Raw genomic sequence first — 24365 nt, 5'->3', positions numbered from 1 at the left:
CAAGCCTTTGAGCAATTTCTTATGGTCTGTTTATTTACGCCAACCTGTACTAGAGAGAATTTTAAGCTTGAAGTTAATAGTTGGTTTGTTGCTGACAAATCTAATTTATTGAAAATTATTCTTAATAGCAAGAGGTATTACAAAACTTAACAATTAGAAATTAGGAGTAATTAAACAGCAAAAAACAGACGACAAGAGTTGATTTTGTCGCTGTCTAAATGTTAGATAAAAATTAACTAGGGAAGTATTTATGACCCTAGAGTATGTACGGAGGTTCTATTTGGGAAATAGAGGAAGGAGACAAGAGAGAGAAGTTTGTTTGATAAAGTTTGGAGAATAAATAAAGTGTCTGTGGTTAATTTTTCAAAGTGATAGAAAATAGTTGAGTTTTAGCTATGATTGGTGAATGATATGGTTGCCAAAAGCGTAATATGGCTTCTCCAACTGGCTGGGGGTAGAAGTAGTGAAAGAAATGATATCCTTTGGAATATTCCCAGAAATCATCTTCTGGTTTAAACATTTTCAACCATTTTTCTAATGTTGGGGAATTGACAATCGGATCATTCTGACTCCCACAAACCATCATTGGCATAGAAACGCCACCTGTAGGTAAGTCAATTAACTTAAATAGAGAGTGGGATAAAGGTGTTTGCTCTAAGTCTCTCTTTAATACGGCGATTAGTTTTTTGGTAGTGTTATGTGGTTGTTCACCAAATAGATGACGAACGGTATTTGCTAATATCTGTTCACGACTGATAGGAAATAATTGTCGTTGCAGATAATAGTGGACATGCCAAGTGTTTGCAGGTTGAGAGGCGACAGATAAAAGCACAAGCGATCGCACTTTTTCGGGATATCGCCGCGCATAGGTCAGCGCGATCGCACCACCCGCACCATGACCTGCTAAATTTATTGGGTAAGCACATGCTGATAAAAACTCATCCAATAAATCTACAGCCTCATCTATGGAACTGCCTTCATCTTTACCGGAACGATATTCCCACTGAGCTACATTTACATATTGCGAGATGTATTGTAATAAGGGTTGATCGAAACGCTGCAATACAGGACTAGAACTAATCCATACAACATCAATATCATCATACATAAAAACTCTATAACCTCAAAGATTTATGACATTCAATCATCAGGTATATAAACTGTCAGGATCAGAAATTACGCACCAAAATTGTCTATATATGTGCGTAATTCCTGCCCTAAATTCTGATACTCACACTACAAACCAAACTCTCTTTTTAACTGGGATACCCAATCTTTTATCCGTTTATCTGTTAAATCAGATTGATTATCCTCATCAATAGCTAACCCGACGAATTTGCCATTTTTTAAAGCTTTAGAATCGTTAAAGTCATAACCGTCAGTTGACCAATAGCCGACAGTTTTTCCTCCGCGTTGAGAAATCTTTTCTTCTAAAATTCCCATTGCATCCTGAAAATTATCAGCATATCCAATTTGGTCGCCAGTTCCAAAATAAGCAACTACTTTACCACTAAAATTTATGTCGTCTAGTTCGGGAAAAAAGCCTTCCCAATCACTTTGTAATTCACCAACATTCCAAGTAGGACAACCAATAATCAGATATTGATACTCTTCAAAATCAACAGTATCCGCTTGAGAAATATCGTGTAGTGTAACTACACCATTACCAAACTCATCCCGAATGATTTCCGCCACAGATTCAGTCTTACCTGTTTGAGTACCGTAGAATAAGCCAATTTTTTGCGACATCTTCAACCCCAATATTGAGAAAGTTTACTATTGATCATCAACAAATATCTAGTTCTTAGCGATGATATTTGCAGCAAAATAAACTATGTCTGTTGTTCTCAACAGACATAAAGCAGTTTTGCATCTTATTTGGCTAAAGCTTCTGGACTTTGGATGCCATATCTGATGTTAGCTATATAATTGCCAAACTTATTGAGATATATATTCAATAAGCTTTGAGCATATCTTATCAGATTTATTGAGATAGTTTGTCAGTAAAAGCAAAAAATTTTTGTAAAAATGCAAGATGAATCGGACTGGCGTGTATACGCCTGGATTTCTCTCTTGTGAGAAATCCAGGTGTGGGAAGGGTGGGAGGTGTGGGAAGAAATCTTTCCCCTCTCTCTCCCCTGTTTTTTTTACACCTACACCCTTGTTTTAAACTGCTATAGTAGTTCTTGGTTGGATGAGGTAGACTTTATCTAACCAAAAATCGCCATAGTACAATTTTTGTGATTAGTAACATTCTAAAAATATGGCACTCGAACAAGAATTTCATTCTATAGATGTGACATCTTCAACAAGTACAGTCGCCATTGAAGGTGTAGATACACAAAACTTACCAAAGCTACCACCTGCGGGTAAATCTCAGACGCAATGGCAGCAAGTATCTCAGTTTTTAGAGCAGTTCCCTGATAATTTAAATCGTTTTTGGCAGGCATACCAATTGCCTTTGATAGCTGTAGTTGTAGTTTTGGCAGCTACTGTTACACTGAGAGTTGCGATCGCCATACTCAATGCCATTAATGACCTGCCCCTGTTAGAACCAACGTTAGAGTTAATTGGCATTGTTTACTCGACTTGGTTTGTATTGCGTTATCTTTTACAAGCTTCTACTCGCCAAGAATTGTGGGCAGAAATTCGCGCTTTAACAGCCCAAGTTTTAGGAGATTGAAGAAGTCTGAAGTCTGAAGTAGTAGGATGCGTTAGGGCTTCAGCCTAACGCATCGCTTGATTATTGTATTTTTTAAATTATCAATACTCCTCTCCTTTAAAAGTGCTGAGTGCTGAGTGCTGAGTGCTGAGTGCTGAGTGCTGAGTAAAAATGCTAGTCCCACTTTCATACTTGGCTATGAAGCTTGTTTCATTGCGACTCCCTTGTCTTCCTTGTCTCCCCTTTCCCCCTATCTATTCATAAAACAAAACTGCTAAATATGATTAACTCACCGTAATCACTACGCCTAAACTCTCATTCGCTAACCTATCAACTGCACAAACAGCATAAGTTCCAGGTTGAACGGTGGCGAAGGTTGTACCAGCAGATAAAACACGCTGAAGAGTCCAACTATCACCACTTTGGCGGTAAAGTGTCCAAGACCTGACAGGCTGATTATCTCCTGGTTGCCAGTTCAGTTTACCATCTTTAAATTGCAAGGCTTGGGGAGGGGTAACTTGGGCTGCACTCCGCCAAGGCATAGCAGGTACTATTGCAGGTCTAGAATAAAGAGAACTTTTAAATTGGTCAGCAATACCGCGCCGATTTTGATTAATCGCACTCATACTAAAGAAAATATTTCCTAGAGATAAGTTGCTGGCTAAGTTGCGGGAAATTTTGACTTGTTTGTCAATTTCATCGTCTTTCCAAGCTTTACCATCTAGTTGACCGAGATTATTTCCGGCGTAAATATGTCGCTGCTGAGAATTAATTTCTGTCCACCATCGCAGTAGTGCGGGATAGCTTTGTTTGCTTTGGTCAATTCGCCAATAAAGTTGCGGTGCTAAATAATCAATCCAACCTTGTTCTAACCATTTGCGTGAATCAGCATACAGTACACTGTAAGCATCTAAACCAGTGATTCCCGCAGGTTGTCCGGGGCGATAAATTCCAAATGGACTAATCCCAAATTTGACATAAGGCTTGGTTGTTTTGATTCCTTCCGAAAGCCGCAACACCATTTGATTGACATTTTCCCGTCGCCAATCATCTAAACTTAATAAACCGCCTGCGGCTCTGTATGCGGCGTAGGTTTTATTATCAGGAAAAGATTGTCCTTGGATGGGATAGGGATAAAAATAATCATCTAAGTGAATAGCATCGATGTCATAGCGCCGCACAACATCAAGAATGACATTGTAGGCTCTATCTTGAACAATTTTTGAGCCAGGGTCCATCCACAGTTGATTGCCCCACTGATAAACTACTTCTGGATGGGTAAGTGCGATGTGGGGGCGGACATTGGGAGAACCTTTGATGCTAGTTTTGGCGCGGTAAGGGTTAAACCAAGCGTGAACTTCGATATTGCGTTTGTGACATTCAGCGATCGCAAACTCTAAAGGATCATAAAATGGTTCGGGCGCTCTGCCTTGAGTTCCAGTAATCCAAGCACTCCAAGGTTCTAATTCCGAAGCATACAAAGCGTCACCTTCAGGACGCACTTGCAAAATCAAAGCGTTGAAATTCAGTGCTTGTAATTGGTTGACAATTTCTAAAAATTCTGACCTTTGCTGTGCTGTTGAAAGTCCCGCCTTAGAAGGCCAATCACTATTCCACACCGACGCTACCCAAGCCCCACGAAACTCGCGTGTATGGCTGACTTTCACAGTACTAGATACGGGGGGTCTAGGTGTGGGAGTGGGTATTGGTGTAGGCGTGGGTGTGGGCGTGGGTGTTGGTGTTGTGGTTGGTGGAACTACAAGATAAACAGAAGATATCTTTTGAGCATTACCCAAATAAACTAAAGCTTGATAAACTATCGCCGCCACATCGCCGCGAGTTGCAGCTGTAGCGTAATTGAGTAATTTAATATTGGGGAAACTAGCAACAAAACCTGCACTCGTAGCTAAAGCAATTTGATTTCTAGCATAACCAGGAATGTTAGCTGCGTCTTGATAAATTTGTGAAAGTTGGTTTACTAAGTCGGGTTTGATTTTTGCTGCTATGTCTAAACCGTTGACTAGAGAAACTAAAACATCACCCCTAGCAATGCGATTACTGGGACGAAAATATTTATCAGGGTAGCCGGTTAAAAACCCTGTTTCGTAAGCTTTTTGGATGGCGCTTGCAGCCCAGTTATTTGCCGGAACATCAACAAACGGAGTATATTGGCGCTTGACTGGGACTGTAAAAACTGCTGCAACAATCGCCGCAAATTCAGCACGAGTTACTGAGTTATCGGGGCGAAAAGTACCGTTGGGATAGCCATTTAAAATGCGCCGCGCTGCTAAGGCTTCAATAAACGGACGCGCCCAATGGTTTTGAGTGTCTGAGAAGCGTGCAGTAGTAGAGACCATTGTTGATTGCCATTAGTTTGCTTGGCTGGATTCTAACAGCGCGATCGCAATTCCTCCCGGACTTTTGCAGAAATTTTCATATTTGGCAACATTTTCTGCACTGGGGCGACAGTTGGCGTTAACCCGAATTTCTCACGTATGGGTAGCGGGTGTGGAGAGAGAGGGGAGTGTGGGGAGTGTGGGGGGAAAGATTTTTTCACCATCCTCCCACACTTCCCACCCCTCCCACACCCCTGGATTTCTCACAAGAGAGAAATCCAGGTTAACTGTGGTGTTTATTAGAACAATTACGAGTAATTTAGTATTGAACATGAATCAATCAAAAGGCTAGTGTATGACGCTAAATTTGAGTCGCCGTCAATTTGTGGTATTTGGTTCAGCTACCTTTGCTACCAGTTTGCTACTGAAAGCTTGTAGTAGTAACCAACCGCAGACACCAACAGCGAGTAGTGGCGCTGAAGGATTTAAAATAGCGATCGCTCTCCCTGGAGTCATCACCGATAAAGCCTGGAATCAGTCTGGCTATGAAGGCGTAAACCTAGTCAAACAAAAACTAGGTGCAGAAATCGCATATATAGAACAAGTCGCCCAAGCTGATCAAACAGAAGTCTTAACGGATTTTGCGCGTAAAGGTTACAATTTAGTTTTTGCCCACGGCGGACAATTTGATGCAGCAATAGAACAAGTGGCGACACAATTTCCTAATACATTTTTTGTGGGTGTGAATGGAAATGTGAAAGGTGAAAATATTGCATCTTTACGCATAGATCACTTACAAGGTAGCTATTTGTGCGGGATTATTGCGGCTGCTATGACTAAATCTAATAAATTAGCTTACATTGCTGGGCAAGAATTTCAAGCAACTCAAGAAGAATTACGCGGCTTTGAATTAGGTGCAAAATCAGTTAAACCAAATATGCAAATTGTTTCCACATTTACAGGCGATTGGAATGATGTCGCCAAAGCAAAAGAAGCCACACTCGCTTTAATTTCTGCGGGTGCAGATGTGATTTATCAATGGTTAGATAGCGCCTCACCCGCAGTTTTGCAAACAGCCAGTGATAAAGGGGTTTATGCCTTTGGTAATACCAAAGACCAATTAGATGTTGCGCCCAAAGCAGTGTTAACTAGTGCAGTTAAAAGATTAGATTTAGCCATAACTTACTTAGCAGAGTTAGCCCAGCAAAAACAGTTAAAAGGACAGATATATTCTATCGGGTTAGAAAGACCTGATATTTTGAACTTAGGCAACTTTACCGCTAGTATTCCTGAGCAAGTTAAAAATAATGTCCTGAAAGTCAGACAAGAAATTATTGATAAAAAAATCACCTTTGAGAATTGCCAAGCAGATGGTAAAAATACTCGTTGTGTGAAAAAAGTATCAGCATAAATAAATGACATATTTACGCTTAGAAAATATCACTAAACGTTTTGGCTCATTTGTTGCTAACGATAACATTAGCTTGAGTGTAAATTCTGGTCAGATTCATGCAATTTTAGGTGAAAATGGTGCAGGTAAGACCACTTTAATGAAGATGATCAGTGGTTTATCTCAGCCTGATACTGGGCAGATATATATACAAGATAAACCAGTAAAAATTACCTCGCCTAATACTGCTACAAAACTTGGTATTGGCATGATTTACCAACATTTCATGCTTGTACCTCAGTTGACTGTTACCGAAAATATTATCTTGGGTTGGGAAAATAGCTGGCGTTTAAATTTGCAACAAAAATATCAGGAAATTGCGGCTTTATCTCAAGCTTATGGGTTAGAAATTGACCCCTGTGCCAAGGTAGAAGATTTACCAGTGGGAATACAACAGCGTGTCGAAATTCTCAAAGTTCTTTACCGCCAAGCCAAACTTTTAATTCTCGATGAACCAACCGCCGTCTTAACACCACCAGAAGTTGATTCATTGATTGGAATTTTACGGCAATTAGCTGCTGCTGGTAACACGATTATTTTTATCAGTCACAAATTAGAGGAAGTAATTAAACTCTGTGATACCGTCACAGTATTACGCCGAGGAAAGGTAGTCGCCACAACCACTACTGAGGCTATCACACCGCAAAATTTAGCAGAATTAATGGTAGGGTATGAAGTTGATTTACAAGTTAATAAATCACCTGCTTTACCAGGAAAAATAGTATTGACGGTAGAGAATTTACAAGTTCCAGATGATAGAAATATTTATGCTGTGGGTGATGTGTCATTTGAACTACGCGCCGGGGAAATATTAGGAATTGCGGGTGTTGATGGCAATGGACAAAGAGAATTAGCAGATGCAATTACAGGATTACGTAAAATTAAGCAAGGAAAAATTGAGTTAAAAAAATATTCAACGATTGCTTATATCCCTGAAGATAGACAAAAGATAGGTTTGATATTGCAATTTAGCATTGCTCAAAACTTAATTTTAAAAGCTTTTAAAAAAATCCCATTTTGTCGTAATTATCTCTTACAATCAGCAGTCATCAAAAATCATGCCCAAGCTGCAATGCAAACATTCGATATCCGCGCTACAGGAGAAGATATTCAAGTTAGTCAACTTTCGGGAGGAAATCAGCAAAAAGTAATATTAGCGCGAGAACTGGCGGGTGAACCTGATTTAATTGTCGCTATGCAACCCACCAGAGGGTTAGATGTGGGGGCGATGACGGCGGTACATTTACAGTTGTTAGCAGAACGCGATCGCGGTGCGGCGATATTGTATATTTCTACTGAGTTAGAAGAAATCATGGCGATGAGCGATCGCATTGCCGTAATCTACAGAGGTAAGTTCGTTGCTATTTTAGACGCACAGACAGCAACAGTGGAAGAAATTGGTTTATTAATGGCTGGGGGAAAACTATAAAGTAAAATGCCAAATCTTTACATAATTGGTGGTGCAAATGGTTCAGGAAAAACAACTGTTGCAATGAGTTTATTGCCGAATTTTTTAGACTGCTTTGAGTACGTAAATGCAGATTCTATTGCTGCTGGGCTATCTCCATTAAATCCTGATTCAATGGCTATAGAAGCAGGAAAATTAATGATTACCAGACTACAAACTCTGTCTAATTCTGGCAGTGATTTTGCCTTTGAAACCACCTTAAGTGCGAGAACTTTTGTACCTTTTATAAATGAATGTAAGAACAAAGGCTATACAGTTAACTTAATATACTTTTGGTTACGAAGTGTAGATTTAGCTATAGAAAGGGTAGCACAAAGAGTTACCAGTGGTGGACATTCAATTCCAGAAGAGGTGATACGTAGAAGGTATGAAAGGGGTAAGAAAAATCTCATTTCTTTATATTTACCGTTATGCGATCGCTGGATTATCTATGATAACTCTAGTAATGAGACTAAGCTAGTAGCTGAGTATCGTTATGGTGAAGAAGTTATGATTTATGAAAATGCAATTTTAACTCAAATCAGAGGGGATAAAAATGGTTAAACCAGAATTAGAACTTTTATCTAGCAAAATTGATGCCGGCGTAAAAGCTGCAATTGCATCCGCTATTGAACGACATCGCAAGCTTGGGCAATCAATTAGTATTATGCGAGATGGAAAAGTTATAACTTTAACTGCTGATCAAATCCCAGCAGTTCAGCATCAACAAAATAATTTAAATCAATAGGTAAATGTTATATAATGAGTATGAGTAAGCTTTTTTAACTATATAAAAACTTTCAATGATTAACCCTATATCTTTTCAGACAGTCATTGAATATGTAGAATCTCTTTCAACGGAAGAGCAAGATTTACTACTAGAATTGATTGCTAAAAGACGCATTGAACAACGGCGTAAAGAAATTGCGTCGAATGCTATACAAACCCTAGAAGCAATGAGAACAGGTGCAGCCAAGCATGGTAATCTTGATGATCTGCGTGCTGATTTGCTAAGTGAAGAATGAGAGTTCTTGTTTGGGATAGTAGCTTTAAGCGTGCTTTTAAAAGAGTGATTCGTAAAAATCCGCGCTTAGAAGAGAAAATATTTGAGGTTTTGGAATTACTTGTAGCTGATCCATTTACACATAGTTTAAAATCACATAAATTAAAAGGTGATTTAGAGGGATTGTGGGCTTGTTGGGTGGAGTATGATTGCCGTATTATTTACACATTTCAGCCTAATCCTGATAATGACGAAGACATGATTGTGCTAATCGATATTGGCACTCATGATGAAGTTTATTGAGTCAGAAACTAATGGGAACTACATTACAAATCAAACAAATATCTCCCTATATATTGGAGAAAATAAAAAATTATTCTGAGTTAGCAGGTATATTTTTAGACGCACAATACTTGGACGATTCACCATTTTGGAAAGAATTTACAATAGACCCAAATGATATTGATGATATGGAGTGGTTTAATGAGGCAACTAATTATGTACAAGAAGGATTAGATAAATTAGTCACGCACAAACCAGAAAAATTTGAAAAGATGAAGGATGATATTCCTTTAATTATTAATGAAGGCAAAAGTAAGTATTTAGACTTAGATAAAACTTGGCAAGCAATCAATTTCTTACTTACTGGATATGACTTTTATGATGAAGAATTTAATTTATCTAAATTAGTTGTAAGTAAAAATCCAGCCGATAATCTTCCTTTAATTAGGGCTGTCAGCCCCAGTCAAGGAATTGAATATGATGATGGTGACTATCCATTGTATTATTTTAGCGTTGATGAAGTTCAACAGATAGCCAAGGCTTTATCAGATTTTTCTATGGATGAAATCAAACAGAGATTAAAATTTAGAGGATTACCGGAAGATAGCTACAATCATTTATTTGATTACACATATCATCCCTTGGTGAAATATTACCAAGATGCTGCGGATAAAGGAAACGCAATGTTTCTTGATTTTGGTTAGTGGTTAAATCTATTTCTCGATGTCAAAACTCACACCTTCATAAATTAAATCAATTCCACAGCTAAAATCAACACTTTCGATAATGATATCTTCACCAATAGTATAGGGAGAATAGAGCCACATTCTACCCTCTCCGCGACGATAAAATTCTACGCTGATTTTTTCCGATTCCACTAAGATATATTCTTGTAAACTTGGCATATTACGATAAAAAGCAAACTTTTCGCCTCTATCTTTTGCTTCTGTACCAGGAGAAAGAACTTCTACAATTATCTTTGGATATTGGATAAATTTGCGAGCATTTAAATCTCGTGAATCACAACTGACTACGACATCAGGATAGTAGTATGGACTGTTAAGATTTACCTGTACCTTGACATCGGCAACGTTGATGCGACAACCTCTAGCACGTAAATGAGGATACAATGCTCGGTAGATGTTCAAGGCAATATCATTGTGAGGAATTGTACCGCCAGTCATGGCAAAAACTTCGCCATTAACGTATTCATAGCGGTATTCTTGTAGAGGTTCCCAATCGAGATATTGCTCGATACTCATTTTTTGAGGTTGAGGGTTGGCAATCATCACATCATGACCAAAATAAATCGCATTCAATCCCTGCTACCAATTTTATCACCGCTAATAGCAATTACCTCTGCCCTGATGGTTGGTGCTATTCTCATCATCTTTGCAGGCGCAAACCCTATCACCGCATACACAGCCTTATTTCAAGAGTCACTTGCCAATTACTTTGGTTTTGGTAACACTCTCACCAAAATGACACCCCTATTATTCACTAGTTTAGGAGTGTTAGTTGCATTAAAGGCTGGTCAATTTAATATCGGTGGCGAAGGACAAATTTATCTGGGTGCCTTGGGAAGTGCTTTAATTGGTCTATATGTGCAAGGATTACCCGCAATTATTCACATTCCCTTGGCTTTGTGCGCCGGATTTATTTTTGGTGCGGTTTGGGGATGGATACCTGGTTATTTGAAAGCTGTGCGGGGAGTGAATGAAGTTATTACAACTTTGCTGCTGAATTATATTGCGGTGAATTTGGTTAGCTATTTGGTACAAAATCCTTTAAAAGCACCAGCCGCACCTAGTCCTTATTCACCTTTAATTGCTAAGTCTGCCCAGTTACCGATTATTTTACCGGGGAGTCTTGCCCATGCGGGAATTATCTTGGCGTTAATAGCAGCAATTATATTATGGGTTTTGTTAGGGCGATCGCCCCTAGGATACCAAATCACCGCCGTCGGATTAAACCCGATTGCTGCCCGTTATGCTGGTATGTCGGTGGAACGTACCATTATGTTAGTCATGGCGTTAGCTGGTGGTTTGGCTGGGTTAGCAGGTGCAACTGAAGTGATGGGGTTGAAATATCGCTTATTTGAACAAGTTTCTCCTGGTTATGGTTTTGATGCCATTGCGATCGCGTTTCTAAGTCGCGGTAATATTGGCGGTGTAGTGTTAACTTCCTTATTTTTCGCCGCCTTGCGTAGTGGTGCGAATGTAATGCAACGTAGCGCCGGAGTTCCAGTTACCGTAGTTTATGCTATTCAAGGTTTGACTGTGTTATTTGTTGCTATTAGTCTCGCGGTAGAAACCCAAAGGAAAGCTGAGGCTTAACGCTAAGAAAACTCTGCGATACTCCGCGTTAAAAAATCCAATGAATAACCTTAACTTCTTCTCTGATTACCTAGTCGCCAGTTTACACCTCGCTGTCCCCCTGAGTTTTGCATCCTTGGGCGGATTATATTCTGAACGTTCGGGAGTGTTGAATATTGCCTTAGAAGGAATGTTACTTACAGGTGCTTTTACTAGTGCGGTGGCGACTTTTTACACTGGCAATGTCTGGCTTGGTGTGCTTGCGGCTGTCATGGCTGGGGGTGTGGTGGGTTTACTCCACGCTTTTTTGTGTGTAACTTTAAGAGTTGATCAGTTAGTGTCGGGGTTAGCAATTAATTTAGTGGCTGGTGGGTTAACTGCGTTTTTCGCGCGGTTGGTGTTTCACGGTGCTAGTACCCAAAGATTACCAGGAATTACACCTATCATCATTCCAGGTTTGGCAAATATCCCAGTCTTGGGCGTGTTATTGTTTCAGCAAGATATTCTTGTCTATTTACTGCTATTTTTAATTGCTGTTAGTGTATATGTTTTATTTCATACCAGCTTTGGTTTAACTTTGCGGGCGGTGGGGGAATATCCCCAGGCGGCGGTGACATCTGGGATATCAGTTGCAATGGTGCGTTACTGTGCGGTGGTGCTGGGTGGCTGTTTGGCGAGTTTAGGCGGTGCGTATCTCGCCTTGGTGCAGATTCGATTTTTCAGTGAAGGGATGAGTGCAGGTAGAGGTTTTATTGCGATCGCTGCTTTAATTTTTGGTAGATGGCATCCTATAGGTAGTGCTTTGGCTTGTTTATTGTTTGGCGCGACGGAAGCTTTACAATTACGTATCCAAGCTTTGGGTGTTAATATTCCTTACCAGTTTCTAGTTATGTTACCTTATGCGATCGCTTTATTTGCATTGTTGGGATTAGCTGGTAAAGCTTCACCACCAAAGGCTTTAGGAGTTAATTATTTTCCCGAAAATCATCAATGACAATAAATCCTATAACAGTGGTTAGAAAATTTGATACCTGCTACACTTGCATATCACTCTAGAAGGAATGTACACTTTTAGTCATGATGTTTGCTTGATATTGCCACTGGCTTGTCATTGTCTACCCTTAACTTCAGCATAGACAATCAACCTAGTGGGTCATACACGAGCTAGTTTATTTCAAGCCGCATACAGCCTTGTAAAGATAACCTCGTAAACTGTCAAATATTTACTAGAATGACCTCACTATTATTGGTGTCGTTCTTTGAATGAAAATTCATAATTTTGCTTAGGTAATCTTTAATTTAAAGGTGACTTGTTGTTTATGAACGGACAGCCACTAATTTTAGTTGTCGAAGAAAATATATACAATTTAGAACTCCTAAATTATCATCTCAAAGCATTAAGCTATTCTTGTATTTGCGCCAAACAAGGAATCAAAGCTTTGATACTTTCGCAAACACATCAACCTGATTTAATCATCTTAGATATGATGATTTCTGATATTACTGGCGGTCAAGTTATTGATTTCCTCAAACAAGATAAAAAAACTGCCAAAATTCCCATTATTGCAGTTATTCCTTGGTATTTGGAAGAAAACTCCGAACGTCTCTTTTTAACAGGTACAGATACTTATCTAACAAAACCATATAATTTGCATAAACTAGATACCGTTTTGACTGGTCGTTTCACTCAGCTAAATTCTTCAAGTTTGCTTTAGGGATAGACTCAGGATTCCGCACTTCTGGCAACTGTTGTAAAATCACAATTATTCCAGTTCTTCCGGTAGCTAAATTTGTATTAGTCATCAAATCAACTATTGGCTTACCAATAATTTCTTCTAGTAAAATTTGTAGTTGACGTTTAATGATTTTGTCTAAAAATAAGCGGACTTGTTCAGCTAAGTTTTCATAACCGCCAGAGATTAATGTTAATTCTACTAACGAAGCTGATTTTTCTAGAGAAATCACCAATTCCGTATCAAAAAAATGACATACAACTTGGCTAGGACGTTGCCCTATTTGTTCATAATACAAAGCACTAATTCGTTGTGCAATTTCTCTTTCAAGTTGTCCAATAGTGGGGTATGACATTATTTTTGTTGGTGTTTACACTCTAGTGCTTGAGTTAGTTGAGTCTGGCTTAAATAAAATTAAGATTAATAACTAACATAATATCTATACATATTATATATACCATTCTATATAAACAATCAAGATGAGATTAAATCATATTTTTTTCACTATTTAATTTGGCTAAAAGAACTCCTCATGATAAACAATAAAAAATTTATATAGCGATTATAGCCTTAGCTATTATCACTTAAAAATGAGCTATGTCAATCACAGTATTAATGGTGAACAGCAAAAAATAATCAGGAGCAGATTTTCTCCGAAACAAGTTAAGTTTGTCGTCAAAAGCTGTACTTTTTTTGATAAAATAAAGCAGCCCATCAAAGTTTTTTTGGTTAAGAAATCCAGTTTTAAAAAAACTTGCCACTTTTAGTAATATTCTTTGTTCAGCATTAACTAACTGATTATAGCGATCGCATTTGATAACTCATTTCAGAACATATATATAGGTGAGATGTCCACCATATATCAAGTTGTAAATTTCAGATGATATAAATAAATTAATATTTATTTATGATTATCAATATTTGTTTACACACAGCACATAATCAAGAGTGGGTCAGGACTTATACCAATTCACGAAATTACTGATACAAATCACTTCCTCTACACCTTTGTTTCCGGTCGCCGAGCGGAGTCGAGGCGCTGCTTGCCTATCTGTATCATGTTTAGAGTGAAATGGTATTACGCAAAATCATGAAAAAACGAACCGCAAAGAGCGCATAGACGCGATAGCGGCTTCCCGCAGGGTAGGCCACGAAGTTAAGAGGATTTGAGAGGGTTCTTGCGTAAGTCCTATGGGTGTAAGGCTTTAGGGATTTACCTACTCTGAATTTTGAAGACTTAGATCCTACAACAATAATCAATAAACTAATTGCTTACTCTCTGTCGAAAGATATATTTAGAGAGCATCAAAAAAAGTCAAAATTTTATTTTGTGCCGAATAAGCGATCGCCTGCATCGCCCAAACCGGGAATAATATAACCATGTTCATCTAAATACTCATCAATAGCAGCAGTGTAAACCGGTACATCAGGATGAACAGTACAAAAATGTTGTAACCCTTCTGGGGCTGCTAATAAGCAAACAAACTTCATTGATAACGGGTTAGTGGATTTTAGCCTGTCTACAGCCGCAACAGCAGAATTTCCCGTGGCTAACATTGGGTCAACAACAATCATGTCCCGTTGTTCAACATCGTGGGGAACTTTGAAATAATATTCAATGGGAATTAAGGTTTTGGGGTCGCGGTATAAACCAATATGTCCCACTCTGGCTGATGGCATTAACTCCAACATCCCATCTAAAATACCTTGTCCCGCCCGCATGATAGAAACTAACACTAGCTTTTTATCCGGTGCAAGCACAGGTGCATTCATTGGGGCGAGGGGTGTTTTAATCTCTTCATATTTTAGAGGTAAATTGCGCGTTACTTCATAACCTAACAACAGACTAATTTCTTTGAGGAGGTTGCGAAATTTCGTTGTGCTAGTTTCAGCCTTCCGCATCAAAGTTAGTTTATGTTGAATTAAGGGATGGTCAATAACGGTGACTTGATTTTGCATTTTGGTTATTAGTTATTGGTCATTGGTCATTAGTTATTTGCCATTTCCACAAAGGACAAATGACTAATGACTATTAAAATTAAAATACTGTCCCATCACTGTCGATTTGGATAGGGGGTTGACCGCCTTTTCTGAGTTCTGCGGCTATTTTGCGTCCGGCTGTCCAGGTTCCGCCTTGGAGAATTTTTACTAAAGGTAGTTCTGCAACACTCATTCCTAACTTTTTGCGGATGTTAGCTGCTATTTCATCTAATAACATTACAGTTAAAGCCCGCCATTCAATGATTAATTCAGAACTGACAGAATGAGATGAATGCAAAATATTTGGGTCTTTTAAGTTAATTAATTCTAAATCGAGACATAAACCACCATTCCGATATTCTGGTAATCCCGTTAGTGCATCTAAATCAGTAATAATTAAACCTAATTCTTGTAATGGTTCTAATAAAGAATATGTCAACCATTGGGAAAGTTTGTGAAATGGTACTAACCCATCATCACTAATAGCAGAATGTTGCCAAACATCACCAAGATTAACACCAGCAATGGTTAATCTTCCTGGCCAAATATCACTCAACCCTTCAAGTACAGCACTGAATACTGTTGTTGCTGCTAACTGCCCATTTTGGGACTTACTGACAAGATAATTCACTAAATTACCTGGGCGCGGGTTTTCTTCGCCAAATAAATGAGGGAAAGCAATTACAACTCGCCCCAATCTCTGTAATAATTGCGATCGCCCACTAATTCCCACCAATGGATTTTCAGTACTAACCTGAAACCCTGTTGCTAATTCCGCCTCAGTTAACCTGAGTAATTTTAAAGCATCCACTTGGGGTAAACCTGAAAGCGAAAACGCCCCTTGACAAAACATCTCCAAGCTAGAAATAGCCAACCCTTCAGAACGTCCCAAACTCAAACCCGTTGACTGTTCACGATAACGCCAACTCTCCCCCGCCCCCGCATCTAATAACACACTCACAATTGCCAAATCAAATTTAGCAATGGCTTGTTGCAAAGGCGTTAGTCCTGCTAACAAATTATTTAACTTTGCCAAACGCGGTATATTCTGCGCCTCAAAATGTCGCCACCGACTGTGAAAGGGAATATTGAAATCGGGATACTCACCCCGCATCACCTCAATTACATAATCTGCCACTTTTCCCAACTGCGACAAATCACAAGTAAAGTAAGGCGACTTCCCCTCATTCACCAGCGCCAAAATTTGCCCACACCTTTCTCTTATCGCCCTGGGCGAACGAAGATACTCAATTTTTTCCACCCTTCACCCCTGTAATGCCATAAATTCTGAGGGGTTACGAGATCCCCGACTTCTTTTGAGAAGTCGGGGATCTGAACACTCTCACATCTTAAAATTAACGGACGGGCTAGAAGCCCATCCCACAAGAAAGTGATAATGCAACGCCACTTTTTAGACTTCAGACTTCACACTTCATACTTCCAAAGAACGTCCCTTCACCTCCGCCAAACCATCCGTATCTAACACATCCCCCGTAGTGTAATAACCAGCAGCCTTCTTGGCTTCAATTTCCACCCGCGCGTCTTGGGGAATCAAATCTTCCGGTATCGCAATGCGTTCAACAATTTCAATCCCAGACTGAGTAATGGCATTGAATTTCATATTACTCATCGACACCATCCGGTCAATGCGGGTAATGCCCAGCCAATGTAACACATCGGGCATGAGTTCCTGAAAGCGCATATCTTGGACACCCGCGACGCATTCTGTCCGGGCAAAATAGGCATCAGCGCGATCGCCTCCTTCCTGACGCTTCCGGGCGTTGTATACTAAGAACTTCGTCACCTCGCCCAAAGCCCGCCCTTCTTTGCGACAGTAGACAATAATTCCCACACCGCCTTCTTGGGCAGTTTGGACACATACCTCAATCCCGTGGACTAAATAAGGCCGACAGGTACAAATATCTGAACCAAAGACATCAGAACCATTACACTCATCATGTACCCGCACAGCCACAAGTTTACTGGGGTCGGTAATTGCGGTGATATCCCCCACAATGTATACAGTTAAACCCCCAATGGGCGGTAAGAATACTTCTAAATCAGAACGTGTTACTAGTTCGGGGAACATCCCCCCAGTTTGTTCAAACAAGGCGCGGCGTAAATCGCCTTCAGTAATACCAAAGCGTTTAGCAACTCCAGGTAAATACCACACTGGTTCAAGGGCTGCTTTCGTCACCACCAAATCACTGCCAGGTTTCATAATTTGTCCATCCACCTGCAAGCGCCCTTTCGCCACCGCCTCTTGCAGTTCCGGCATATTGATATGTGCCTTGGTAATGGCAATTGTTGGGCGGATATCGTAACCCTGCTGTAAATAGGCAGAAAAAACCTCTGGGGCGATCGCTCCCAAGGGATCAAGTGAGACAATTTTATCAGGGTCAGCCCAGCTAGGATGGGGGCCGATTTGCTCAATTGGGGAAGTATTCGTTAAATCAGCGCGGTGGTCTGTTTGTAAAGCGCCACTCGCCACCGCTAAAGCCCGATAAATCGCATATCCGCCCGAATGAGTCCCAATTACATTGCGATGGCCTTGGTTCGTCAACGTTGCAATTACCGGGCCACGTTCCATCGGTTCACTTCCGCCCCAGTTGATGGGTATTGGCTTGGGGCCGAAACGACTTGGATGTGATGTTAAAACAATATGCCGGGAAACACTATTTGGCTTTGGCATAGTCATAAAATTTTAGATTTTAGATTGGAGATTTTGGATTTGCCCCACAGTTAAATTAGGGCTGGAGAATGCTAAAGTTGGGATTTTTGCTTGATGTCAGAGAAAAATCCATATCGTATCCGATTCAGGAACTATTATTCATGAATTTATGTAATGTTTTTATGACTTATTAGTAACTCAGTAGTTGTCAAGTATCTTGAGTAAGTTTTCTGTTTTTTGATGTGCGGTTTCTGAATGACTAATTATTTACAACTCTATTATGTAGAGTTTCGTATTTGTCAGTATTGGTTAATACAATTACTAACATAAAATTTGCTGTTTATTCATAGTAATGTAGAAGAAATTTAAAGATGGCATTAAATGTCACTGAGGAGATAATTTTGTGCGAAAGTTATTAATAAGGTAAAAACACTAATCTCCTAATCTCTCAAATTCATGGATTCTTTATCTATTAATTCTTTACTTGAAGATTTGAAGAACCCTAATGCTTCTGTCCGGGAAAAAGCAACCAAGAAACTGTGGCGGATCTGGTTTCAGCAAAAGGGAATTCACGGTCTGGAAAAAATCGACAAAAGCCAAAAACTGCTGGATGCAGGTAAAACCACGGAAGCGGAATCACTGTTGACTAGACTCATCCAAGAACAGCCTGATTTTGCCGAAGCTTGGAATCGCCGCGCTTTTCTGTACTACAGTCTCGGTAAATATAAAGAATCTCTGGCAGACTGTCAGATGGTGATTCAAATCAACCCAGTGCATTTTGGCGCACTGCATGGTATGGGCTTATGCTATGCAGCTATTGGTCAGTATGTGGATGCAATTAAAGCCTTTAAACGTGCTTTAGCAATTCAACCTTATTCTTTAGTCAATCAAAAACTGATTTTAGAATGTACACTCAGACTCAGTTAAAACATCAGTCTGATTACATTCTTTGGTCTTATGAATCCGTTACCACCCACAACAACAGTGATTCATCGCTTTAGTCGCCGCCAGTTTATTCAGTATGGTTCCATCTGTATGGGTAGCGGCTTGCTTGCTGCTTGCACCAACAGTAACCAACCAGCTAATTCAAGTTCACAGTTAGATAAAGTCAGCTTTGGGACAAACTGGTATGCACAAGCAGAACATGGCGGATTTTACCAAGCGATCGCTACTGGTATTTACCAAAAGCATGGTCTAGATGTCACCATTAAAATGGGTGGCCCACAAGTACCAAGCGGCACTCAGTTGTTAGTCGGGGGTGCAGTTGACTTTTTTATGGGGTATGGCATCGATGCCATTAACGCCATTGCCCAAGGAATCCCCAAAATTACCGTCGCGGCCATCTTCCAAAAAGACCCGCAATGTCTGATCTCCCATCCCAACCCAGCAATTAAAACCCTTGCCGACCTCAAAGGCAAACCAATTTATATCTCAGCAGCAGCAAACGTCACATATTGGCCAGTTCTCAAAGTCAAGTATGGTTTTACCGACGACCAAAAACGCCCCTACAACTTTAATCCTGCCCCCTTCCTGGCAGATAAAACCTCAGCACAGCAAGCTTACATCACCTCAGAACCCTACGCCATTGAAAAACAAGGCGGGTTTAAACCCACAGTCTTTTTACTAGCAGATTATGGTTACACTACCTACGCCACAACCATCGAAACCAAAAAAGAACTAGTAGACAAAAATCCCGATTTAGTCCAGCGATTTGTTGACGCTTCTATTAAAGGTTGGTACAGCTACCTGGAAAATCCCCAACCCGGAAATCAACTCATCAAACAAGATAACCCCGAAATGACCGATGACCAACTAGCTTACGGCATTCAAAAGCTCAAAGAATATGGGATTATTACTTCTGGTACTGCCGAAAAGCAAGGTATTGGGTCAATGAGTGAGGAACGCTGGCAAGGACTCTACGATAGTCTGGTAACGGCTGGGGTTTACAAACCCAATGTTAACTACAAAGATGCCTTCACCTTGCAATTCGTCAATAAAGGCATAGAGTATTACAGCAGGTGATAGGATTGCGAGACAAGTCTAGATTAAGACTTATGCAAGAACTCTCTCAAACTCTTATAACTTCGCGTCCTTTGCGTCCTTTGCGGTACCCTGCGGGAAGCCGCTTGCGCGTCTATGTTCACAAGAATGAATAATCATCCGACGATTACACTAAGTCACATCAGTAAGGTCTACGCTAACGGCACTGTTGCCTTACAAGACCTAAACTTAGCAATTCCCGAAGCGCAATTTATCAGCTTAGTAGGTGCTTCGGGATGCGGTAAAAGTACAGTATTGCGATTAATAGCCGGATTAGGTAAAGTTAGTTCCGGTAACATCAATTGGGGCATACCTCAAGCAGCGCGAAAATTAGCCTTTGTCTTTCAAGATGCCGCCCTCATGCCCTGGGCAACAGTGAGAGAAAACATCCGCCTACCGCTAAAATTGGCGAGAACACCCAAGCAAGATGCCCAAAATTTAGTCCAGCAAGCCTTAACATTAGTCGGACTGACAAATTTTGCTGATAGCTATCCCCGGCAATTATCTGGGGGGATGAAAATGCGCGTTTCTATTGCTAGGGCGTTAGTTACTCAACCCAACATTCTGTTAATGGATGAACCCTTTGGGGCTTTAGATGAAATTACCCGCAGCAAACTCAACAGCGATTTATTAGATTTGTGGCAGAAATATCACTGGACTGTGGTGTTTGTCACTCATAATATTTACGAGGCGGTGTATTTATCGAATCGCGTCTTAGTTATGGGGATAAATCCTGGGCGGGTGGTGGCGGATATCGCAATTGATGTGCCTTATCCCCGTGATGAAGAATTTCGGACATCATTGTTATATAACGAATATTGCCGCAAGATTTCCCGTTGTTTAGCGGAAACTATAAATTAACCGCAGATGGACGCGGATGAACGCTGATGAAAATTTTTGATAAGAAGATACAAAGTAAGTTGATTGACGCTGAGACTTTAGCACCTGTTGTAGTTGGGGTGTTAGTGTTACTGCTGTGGGATATTTTGGTACGAGTCACTAATTTACCACCTTATATTTTGCCTGGGCCGTTATTAGTATTGCAAACACTAATTGCTGATTGGAACGAGTTATTTCCTTCGTTATTAATTACGTTACAAATTACAGTGGTGGCTTTTATTGCGGCTGTGCTTTCTGGCTTATTAATGGCGATTTTATTTACCCAAAGTAAGTGGATAGAAAAAAGTTTATTTCCCTATACCGTCATTTTACAGACAACGCCGATAGTAGCGATCGCACCCCTGATCATCCTCTGGTTCAAAAACAACACCTTCGCCGCCCTTGTAGTCTGTGCTTGGATAGTTGCATTTTTCCCCATCGTCTCTAACACTACTCTGGGACTCAACAGCGTTGACCGCAACTTACTCAACCTCTTTCAACTCTACAAAGCTTCACGCTGGCAAACTCTTTGGTATCTGCGTTTACCCAGTGCTATGCCTTATTTCTTAGGCGGGTTAAAAATTAGCGGTGGTTTAGCCTTAATAGGTGCTGTCGTCGCAGAATTTGTCGCCGGGACTGGTGGGGCAAAATCCGGCATTGCCTACCGTATCCTGATTTCTAGCTATAACCTGCAAATTCCGCGAATGTTTGCCGCCTTATTTCTCACCACTGGCTTGGGTGTATTAATATTTGTCAGCCTCAGTTATCTATCAGATTTTATATTAAGTAAATGGCACGAAAGCGCCGTGAAATATGAAAATTAGTATATACAGTAGTCTTACTTTAAAGACAAGGGAGACAAGGGAGAGAGATATTTATAAGCCTTGAGAATTGCGATCGCTTTTACTAGTCTGCTAATGTACAAACTCATCTGCGTTAATCCGCGTCCATCGGCGGTTAATTACTCTTGACTTTTACCTCACTGATTCTCTTGTTTTAGCTAACATTAGAGCAGAGTTAAATCATAAATATCGTACTTAATAGTAGAGCTATGACAGCAAGCAACCTTAGACAGCAAATTTTAGAACATCTTGAAACATTACCTGGAGAACAGGTAAAGACTCTCCTATTAACATGGCTGACTAGTTCATCAGGAGATTTAGCAGATTTTGAGCAGTTACTGGTAAATCAAGCTACTCAAACGACACCAGAATCATTTGAAGTTGGTGAAATAGACACAGCATTAAATTTTCAACCTCTTACTGAAGCCCAAATGCTTCAACAAAGTCTATCTGCCCTCGAAACTTACCGCCGCACAGGTTCAGGAGTAGCGCATAGCCGTGTGCGCTACTGGGCAGACAGTTTAGGAACTGAGGAAGAACGTCAATGTCCGAGATAGTTTGGACAGAAAGTAATTAACTTTCATCCTTGTATATATTACTACGATGTCCTACTTCTACCACACTTACCAATAAAACATCATCAAAAATCTCATAGATAACACGGTAATCACCGACTCTAATTCGATATAAGTTTTCTTCACCTTTTAACTTTTTTACTCCGTTAGGACGAGGTTCTATTACCAATTCATCTATCTTGATTTGGATACGTTCTTGTACTTCTGGAGATAGTTTTTTAAAGCTTTTCCTCGCACTCTTTGTAAATTTAACTTCGTAAGTCACGCAACATCCTTGTTTTTTTCATTAGCGATTTCTTGTTTAATTTCCTCCCAAGCAATCAGAGTATTATTTTCAACATCACTCTTTGCAGCATAATAGGCTTGTAAATCATTTTCTTCTGCTTCATCTTCGATTTTTTGCAATAGAGCGTAAATCTCATCTAGAGTACTATCATAAGCTTGATGCAAAAGTACATTGATTGCTTTGATTAATTGTTCACGTTCTTGTTCAGTTTTCATTTTCATATTTAGTTGCTCACAACAATGATGCTAACTTAATTTTGTTATTAGAGACCTATCAGACCTTATATTAAAGAAATGACATTACAACTCAATTATTACAGCGTCTAGAGGAGCAGAGAGATCAATTCTCCGCCTACCTCCGCGCTACTCTGCGTTAATAAAAGACTATGGCAACTACCGATTTAGAAACACTCACTGCTGCTTTTACAGATATCGAAACTATCACTGACCCCAACCAAGTAGCCAAATTATCCCAGGATTACCACACATTTAGCCCTGTGCTTGTACCCAAATTAGCAGGCAAAGTCGGGGATATTGTTGTCCGTCCTGCTAACGAAGAAGAAGTCATAAAAGCAGCCTCGATATGTGCCGAATTACGCATACCAGTAACTGTGCGCGGTGCGGGAACTGGGAACTATGGGCAATGCGTACCGATGTACGGTGGCGTAATTTTAGACATGACCAAAATGCAAGAAATTCTCTGGGTAAAGCCAGGGGTAGGGCGGGTACAAGCTGGGGTGAAATTGACAGCCTTAGATAAAAAAGCACGAGAAATTGGCTGGGAAATGCGGATGGCACCCTCAACCTACCGCACAGCAACTATTGGGGGCTTTATCGCTGGAGGGAGTGGTGGTATTGGTTCGATACAGTATGGGTTACTTGGCGATCGCGGTAATCTTTTGGCATTGCGCGTGGTAACTTTAGAAAAAGAACCCCGTATCATCGAACTGCGTGGTGACGATGTGCAGAAAGTCAACCATGCTTGGGGAATTAACGGCATTATCACCGAAGTTGAAATTCCTTTAGGCACTGCTTATCCTTGGGCGGAAGTTATTGTCACCTTTAACGACTTTATGACAGCCGCTAAATTTGGTCAGGCATTAGGTAACGCCGATGGGATGATCAAAAAATTAATCTCTATCTTCGCTTCACCCATCCCAGAATACTTTAGCGCCTTACATCAATATATTCCTGTTGATACTCATGCAGCCTTATTAATGATTGCAGAACCAAGTTTAGAACTATTACCGGGTTTGGTACAGCAATACAACGGTCAAATTACCTATCAAAAGCCAGCCCAAGAAGCAGGTAAAGGAATCAATTTAGCTGAGTTTACCTGGAACCACACCACCTTACACGCCCGCAGCGTTGATACTTCCATCACCTACTTGCAATCTATCTTCCCTGCCGACAAAGGTTTAGAACTAGTAGAAGAGCTTTATCATTATTTCGGTGATGAAGTGATGATGCACTTAGAATTTATTCGCGTCAACGGACAAGCTATACCTGCGGCTTTACAACTTGTACGTTACACAACCGAAGCACGCCTGAATGAAATTATCGAGTATCACGAAGCTAAAGGTGTGTTTATTGCCAACCCTCATACCTATATTATTGAAGACGGTGGCAGAAAAGTAATTGACCCTGAACAGTTGAAATTTAAAGAAATGGTTGACCCTTATGGGTTAATGAATCCTGGTAAGAGTAAAGTGCTGAGTTTTGAGTGCTGAGTGCTGTACACTGAGCGGAGTCGAAGTGTGAGTGCTGAGTAAAAACTCTTCCCCTGCCTCCTGCCCTAACTGCATAGCGGTAAGTCAAAAGGCAAAAGTAAAAAGTAAGCCATTGCGGTGGACGGGTTTCCCGGC

27 protein-coding genes are annotated in these 24365 nt (G+C 40.3%); 17 read left to right on the top strand and 10 right to left on the bottom strand.

Annotation, left to right across the window (positions count from 1 at the left end; genetic code table 11):
- Window positions 1-355 precede the first annotated feature (355 nt).
- Complete coding sequence (locus H6G28_RS05805) at window positions 356-1108, bottom strand: alpha/beta fold hydrolase (protein ID WP_190588337.1); 753 nt, start codon at window positions 1106-1108, stop codon at window positions 356-358.
- Window positions 1109-1236: 128 nt separating this feature from the next.
- A complete protein-coding gene (fldA, locus tag H6G28_RS05800) occupies window positions 1237-1749 on the bottom strand; it encodes a flavodoxin FldA (protein ID WP_190588336.1) in 513 nt (170 codons plus the stop codon).
- 514 nt (window positions 1750-2263) lie between these two features.
- On the opposite strand from fldA, the gene H6G28_RS05795 reads away from it, so the two are divergent.
- Window positions 2264-2683 (top strand): CAAD domain-containing protein, encoded by a 420-nt coding sequence (locus H6G28_RS05795; RefSeq protein WP_190669576.1) that lies wholly within the window; start codon window positions 2264-2266, stop codon window positions 2681-2683.
- A 263-nt stretch (window positions 2684-2946) separates the two neighbouring features.
- On the opposite strand, the gene H6G28_RS05790 is transcribed toward H6G28_RS05795, so the two are convergent.
- Window positions 2947-5019, bottom strand: coding sequence for a glycoside hydrolase family 10-like protein (locus tag H6G28_RS05790; protein ID WP_190669574.1), 2073 nt, complete (start codon window positions 5017-5019; stop codon window positions 2947-2949).
- Between the two features lie 334 nt (window positions 5020-5353).
- Between H6G28_RS05790 and H6G28_RS05785 the strand changes: the two genes are divergently transcribed.
- The 7 genes from H6G28_RS05785 to H6G28_RS05755 are packed head-to-tail and all read left to right on the top strand — an operon-like array spanning window position 5354 to window position 9884.
- Window positions 5354-6409 (top strand): BMP family protein, encoded by a 1056-nt coding sequence (locus H6G28_RS05785; protein ID WP_190669572.1) that lies wholly within the window; start codon window positions 5354-5356, stop codon window positions 6407-6409.
- Window positions 6410-6413: 4 nt separating this feature from the next.
- Window positions 6414-7877 (top strand): ABC transporter ATP-binding protein, encoded by a 1464-nt coding sequence (locus H6G28_RS05780; RefSeq protein ID WP_190669570.1) that lies wholly within the window; start codon window positions 6414-6416, stop codon window positions 7875-7877.
- 6 nt (window positions 7878-7883) lie between these two features.
- Window positions 7884-8459: an ATPase gene (locus H6G28_RS05775; RefSeq protein WP_190589528.1), complete on the top strand. Its 576-nt coding sequence runs from the start codon at window positions 7884-7886 to the stop codon at window positions 8457-8459.
- The gene (locus H6G28_RS05770) at window positions 8452-8643 is read left to right on the top strand and encodes a hypothetical protein (RefSeq protein ID WP_190589529.1); all 192 of its coding nucleotides are present in this window, start codon (window positions 8452-8454) and stop codon (window positions 8641-8643) included. The genes H6G28_RS05775 and H6G28_RS05770 overlap by 8 nt, the downstream gene beginning before the upstream one ends.
- A 55-nt stretch (window positions 8644-8698) precedes the next feature.
- The gene (locus tag H6G28_RS05765) at window positions 8699-8920 is read left to right on the top strand and encodes a hypothetical protein (RefSeq protein WP_190669568.1); all 222 of its coding nucleotides are present in this window, start codon (window positions 8699-8701) and stop codon (window positions 8918-8920) included.
- Entirely contained in the window at window positions 8917-9201 is a 285-nt protein-coding gene (locus H6G28_RS05760) for a type II toxin-antitoxin system RelE/ParE family toxin (RefSeq protein WP_190669566.1), read from the top strand. Before H6G28_RS05765 ends, H6G28_RS05760 begins: the two co-directional genes overlap by 4 nt.
- An 11-nt stretch (window positions 9202-9212) precedes the next feature.
- A complete protein-coding gene (locus H6G28_RS05755) occupies window positions 9213-9884 on the top strand; it encodes a DUF1877 family protein (protein ID WP_190589532.1) in 672 nt (223 codons plus the stop codon).
- 9 nt (window positions 9885-9893) lie between these two features.
- Here the strand turns inward: H6G28_RS05755 and H6G28_RS05750 are convergent, their stop codons facing one another.
- Complete coding sequence (locus H6G28_RS05750; RefSeq protein WP_190669563.1) at window positions 9894-10469, bottom strand: Uma2 family endonuclease; 576 nt, start codon at window positions 10467-10469, stop codon at window positions 9894-9896.
- Window positions 10470-10475: 6 nt separating this feature from the next.
- Here H6G28_RS05750 and H6G28_RS05745 point away from each other — a divergent pair, with 6 nt between their 5' ends.
- From H6G28_RS05745 to H6G28_RS05735, 3 genes are all read left to right on the top strand, one after another.
- The gene (locus H6G28_RS05745; RefSeq protein WP_190669561.1) at window positions 10476-11516 is read left to right on the top strand and encodes an ABC transporter permease; all 1041 of its coding nucleotides are present in this window, start codon (window positions 10476-10478) and stop codon (window positions 11514-11516) included.
- 40 nt (window positions 11517-11556) lie between these two features.
- Entirely contained in the window at window positions 11557-12489 is a 933-nt protein-coding gene (locus H6G28_RS05740; RefSeq protein ID WP_190669559.1) for an ABC transporter permease, read from the top strand.
- Between the two features lie 325 nt (window positions 12490-12814).
- Window positions 12815-13210, top strand: coding sequence for a response regulator (locus tag H6G28_RS05735; RefSeq protein WP_190669557.1), 396 nt, complete (start codon window positions 12815-12817; stop codon window positions 13208-13210).
- Here the strand turns inward: H6G28_RS05735 and H6G28_RS05730 are convergent.
- From H6G28_RS05730 to H6G28_RS05715, 4 genes are all read right to left on the bottom strand, one after another.
- Window positions 13179-13583, bottom strand: a complete 405-nt coding sequence (locus tag H6G28_RS05730; protein WP_190669555.1) for a Na-translocating system protein MpsC family protein — start codon at window positions 13581-13583, stop codon at window positions 13179-13181. The two genes, H6G28_RS05735 and H6G28_RS05730, sit on opposite strands and share 32 nt — an antisense overlap.
- 968 nt (window positions 13584-14551) lie before the next feature.
- Window positions 14552-15187 (bottom strand): uracil phosphoribosyltransferase, encoded by a 636-nt coding sequence (gene upp / locus H6G28_RS05725; protein ID WP_190669553.1) that lies wholly within the window; start codon window positions 15185-15187, stop codon window positions 14552-14554.
- A 79-nt stretch (window positions 15188-15266) separates the two neighbouring features.
- Window positions 15267-16469, bottom strand: coding sequence for a URC4/urg3 family protein (locus H6G28_RS05720; RefSeq protein WP_190669551.1), 1203 nt, complete (start codon window positions 16467-16469; stop codon window positions 15267-15269).
- A 171-nt stretch (window positions 16470-16640) separates the two neighbouring features.
- Window positions 16641-17900, bottom strand: coding sequence for a GTP cyclohydrolase II (locus H6G28_RS05715; protein WP_190669549.1), 1260 nt, complete (start codon window positions 17898-17900; stop codon window positions 16641-16643).
- 435 nt (window positions 17901-18335) lie between these two features.
- Here H6G28_RS05715 and H6G28_RS05710 point away from each other — a divergent pair, with 435 nt between their 5' ends.
- From H6G28_RS05710 to H6G28_RS05690, 5 genes are all read left to right on the top strand, one after another.
- Window positions 18336-18806: a tetratricopeptide repeat protein gene (locus H6G28_RS05710; RefSeq protein WP_190589540.1), complete on the top strand. Its 471-nt coding sequence runs from the start codon at window positions 18336-18338 to the stop codon at window positions 18804-18806.
- A gap of 30 nt (window positions 18807-18836) precedes the next feature.
- Window positions 18837-19901 carry an ABC transporter substrate-binding protein gene (locus H6G28_RS05705; protein WP_190669547.1) on the top strand — a complete coding sequence of 355 codons (1065 nt, stop codon included), beginning with the start codon at window positions 18837-18839 and terminating at the stop codon, window positions 19899-19901.
- A 114-nt stretch (window positions 19902-20015) separates the two neighbouring features.
- Window positions 20016-20780, top strand: a complete 765-nt coding sequence (locus H6G28_RS05700; protein ID WP_242054456.1) for an ABC transporter ATP-binding protein — start codon at window positions 20016-20018, stop codon at window positions 20778-20780.
- A gap of 26 nt (window positions 20781-20806) precedes the next feature.
- Complete coding sequence (locus H6G28_RS05695) at window positions 20807-21622, top strand: ABC transporter permease (protein ID WP_190669542.1); 816 nt, start codon at window positions 20807-20809, stop codon at window positions 21620-21622.
- Between the two features lie 227 nt (window positions 21623-21849).
- Window positions 21850-22197: a hypothetical protein gene (locus H6G28_RS05690; protein WP_190589543.1), complete on the top strand. Its 348-nt coding sequence runs from the start codon at window positions 21850-21852 to the stop codon at window positions 22195-22197.
- A 16-nt stretch (window positions 22198-22213) separates the two neighbouring features.
- Here the strand turns inward: H6G28_RS05690 and H6G28_RS05685 are convergent, their stop codons facing one another.
- Window positions 22214-22480, bottom strand: coding sequence for a type II toxin-antitoxin system RelE family toxin (locus tag H6G28_RS05685; protein ID WP_190589544.1), 267 nt, complete (start codon window positions 22478-22480; stop codon window positions 22214-22216).
- A complete protein-coding gene (locus tag H6G28_RS05680) occupies window positions 22477-22716 on the bottom strand; it encodes a hypothetical protein (RefSeq protein WP_190589545.1) in 240 nt (79 codons plus the stop codon). The genes H6G28_RS05685 and H6G28_RS05680 overlap by 4 nt, the downstream gene beginning before the upstream one ends.
- A gap of 170 nt (window positions 22717-22886) precedes the next feature.
- On the opposite strand from H6G28_RS05680, the gene H6G28_RS05675 reads away from it, so the two are divergent.
- A complete protein-coding gene (locus H6G28_RS05675) occupies window positions 22887-24230 on the top strand; it encodes an FAD-binding oxidoreductase (protein WP_190669540.1) in 1344 nt (447 codons plus the stop codon).
- Window positions 24231-24365: the final 135 nt, after the last annotated feature.

The sequence above is a fragment of the Nostoc sp. FACHB-190 genome (genome assembly GCF_014696905.1).
In the GTDB taxonomy this organism is placed as follows: Bacteria; Cyanobacteriota; Cyanobacteriia; order Cyanobacteriales; family Nostocaceae; genus Nostoc_B.
This window is presented reverse-complemented; position numbering and strand designations above follow the sequence as displayed.

Excerpts from the sequence above, each read along its gene's own strand:
- H6G28_RS05805 (WP_190588337.1), bottom strand. The coding sequence starts at position 1,108 with ATGTATGATGATATTGATGTTGTATGGATTAGTTCTAGTCCTGTATTG.
- fldA (WP_190588336.1), bottom strand. The coding sequence starts at position 1,749 with ATGTCGCAAAAAATTGGCTTATTCTACGGTACTCAAACAGGTAAGACT.
- H6G28_RS05795 (WP_190669576.1), top strand. The coding sequence starts at position 2,264 with ATGGCACTCGAACAAGAATTTCATTCTATAGATGTGACATCTTCAACA.
- H6G28_RS05790 (WP_190669574.1), bottom strand. The coding sequence starts at position 5,019 with ATGGTCTCTACTACTGCACGCTTCTCAGACACTCAAAACCATTGGGCG.
- H6G28_RS05785 (WP_190669572.1), top strand. The coding sequence starts at position 5,354 with ATGACGCTAAATTTGAGTCGCCGTCAATTTGTGGTATTTGGTTCAGCT.
- H6G28_RS05780 (WP_190669570.1), top strand. The coding sequence starts at position 6,414 with ATGACATATTTACGCTTAGAAAATATCACTAAACGTTTTGGCTCATTT.
- H6G28_RS05775 (WP_190589528.1), top strand. The coding sequence starts at position 7,884 with ATGCCAAATCTTTACATAATTGGTGGTGCAAATGGTTCAGGAAAAACA.
- H6G28_RS05770 (WP_190589529.1), top strand. The coding sequence starts at position 8,452 with ATGGTTAAACCAGAATTAGAACTTTTATCTAGCAAAATTGATGCCGGC.
- H6G28_RS05765 (WP_190669568.1), top strand. The coding sequence starts at position 8,699 with ATGATTAACCCTATATCTTTTCAGACAGTCATTGAATATGTAGAATCT.
- H6G28_RS05760 (WP_190669566.1), top strand. The coding sequence starts at position 8,917 with ATGAGAGTTCTTGTTTGGGATAGTAGCTTTAAGCGTGCTTTTAAAAGA.
- H6G28_RS05755 (WP_190589532.1), top strand. The coding sequence starts at position 9,213 with ATGGGAACTACATTACAAATCAAACAAATATCTCCCTATATATTGGAG.
- H6G28_RS05750 (WP_190669563.1), bottom strand. The coding sequence starts at position 10,469 with ATGATTGCCAACCCTCAACCTCAAAAAATGAGTATCGAGCAATATCTC.
- H6G28_RS05745 (WP_190669561.1), top strand. The coding sequence starts at position 10,476 with ATGACCAAAATAAATCGCATTCAATCCCTGCTACCAATTTTATCACCG.
- H6G28_RS05740 (WP_190669559.1), top strand. The coding sequence starts at position 11,557 with ATGAATAACCTTAACTTCTTCTCTGATTACCTAGTCGCCAGTTTACAC.
- H6G28_RS05735 (WP_190669557.1), top strand. The coding sequence starts at position 12,815 with ATGAACGGACAGCCACTAATTTTAGTTGTCGAAGAAAATATATACAAT.
- H6G28_RS05730 (WP_190669555.1), bottom strand. The coding sequence starts at position 13,583 with ATGTCATACCCCACTATTGGACAACTTGAAAGAGAAATTGCACAACGA.
- upp (WP_190669553.1), bottom strand. The coding sequence starts at position 15,187 with ATGCAAAATCAAGTCACCGTTATTGACCATCCCTTAATTCAACATAAA.
- H6G28_RS05715 (WP_190669549.1), bottom strand. The coding sequence starts at position 17,900 with ATGCCAAAGCCAAATAGTGTTTCCCGGCATATTGTTTTAACATCACAT.
- H6G28_RS05710 (WP_190589540.1), top strand. The coding sequence starts at position 18,336 with ATGGATTCTTTATCTATTAATTCTTTACTTGAAGATTTGAAGAACCCT.
- H6G28_RS05705 (WP_190669547.1), top strand. The coding sequence starts at position 18,837 with ATGAATCCGTTACCACCCACAACAACAGTGATTCATCGCTTTAGTCGC.
- H6G28_RS05700 (WP_242054456.1), top strand. The coding sequence starts at position 20,016 with ATGTTCACAAGAATGAATAATCATCCGACGATTACACTAAGTCACATC.
- H6G28_RS05695 (WP_190669542.1), top strand. The coding sequence starts at position 20,807 with ATGAAAATTTTTGATAAGAAGATACAAAGTAAGTTGATTGACGCTGAG.
- H6G28_RS05690 (WP_190589543.1), top strand. The coding sequence starts at position 21,850 with ATGACAGCAAGCAACCTTAGACAGCAAATTTTAGAACATCTTGAAACA.
- H6G28_RS05680 (WP_190589545.1), bottom strand. The coding sequence starts at position 22,716 with ATGAAAACTGAACAAGAACGTGAACAATTAATCAAAGCAATCAATGTA.
- H6G28_RS05675 (WP_190669540.1), top strand. The coding sequence starts at position 22,887 with ATGGCAACTACCGATTTAGAAACACTCACTGCTGCTTTTACAGATATC.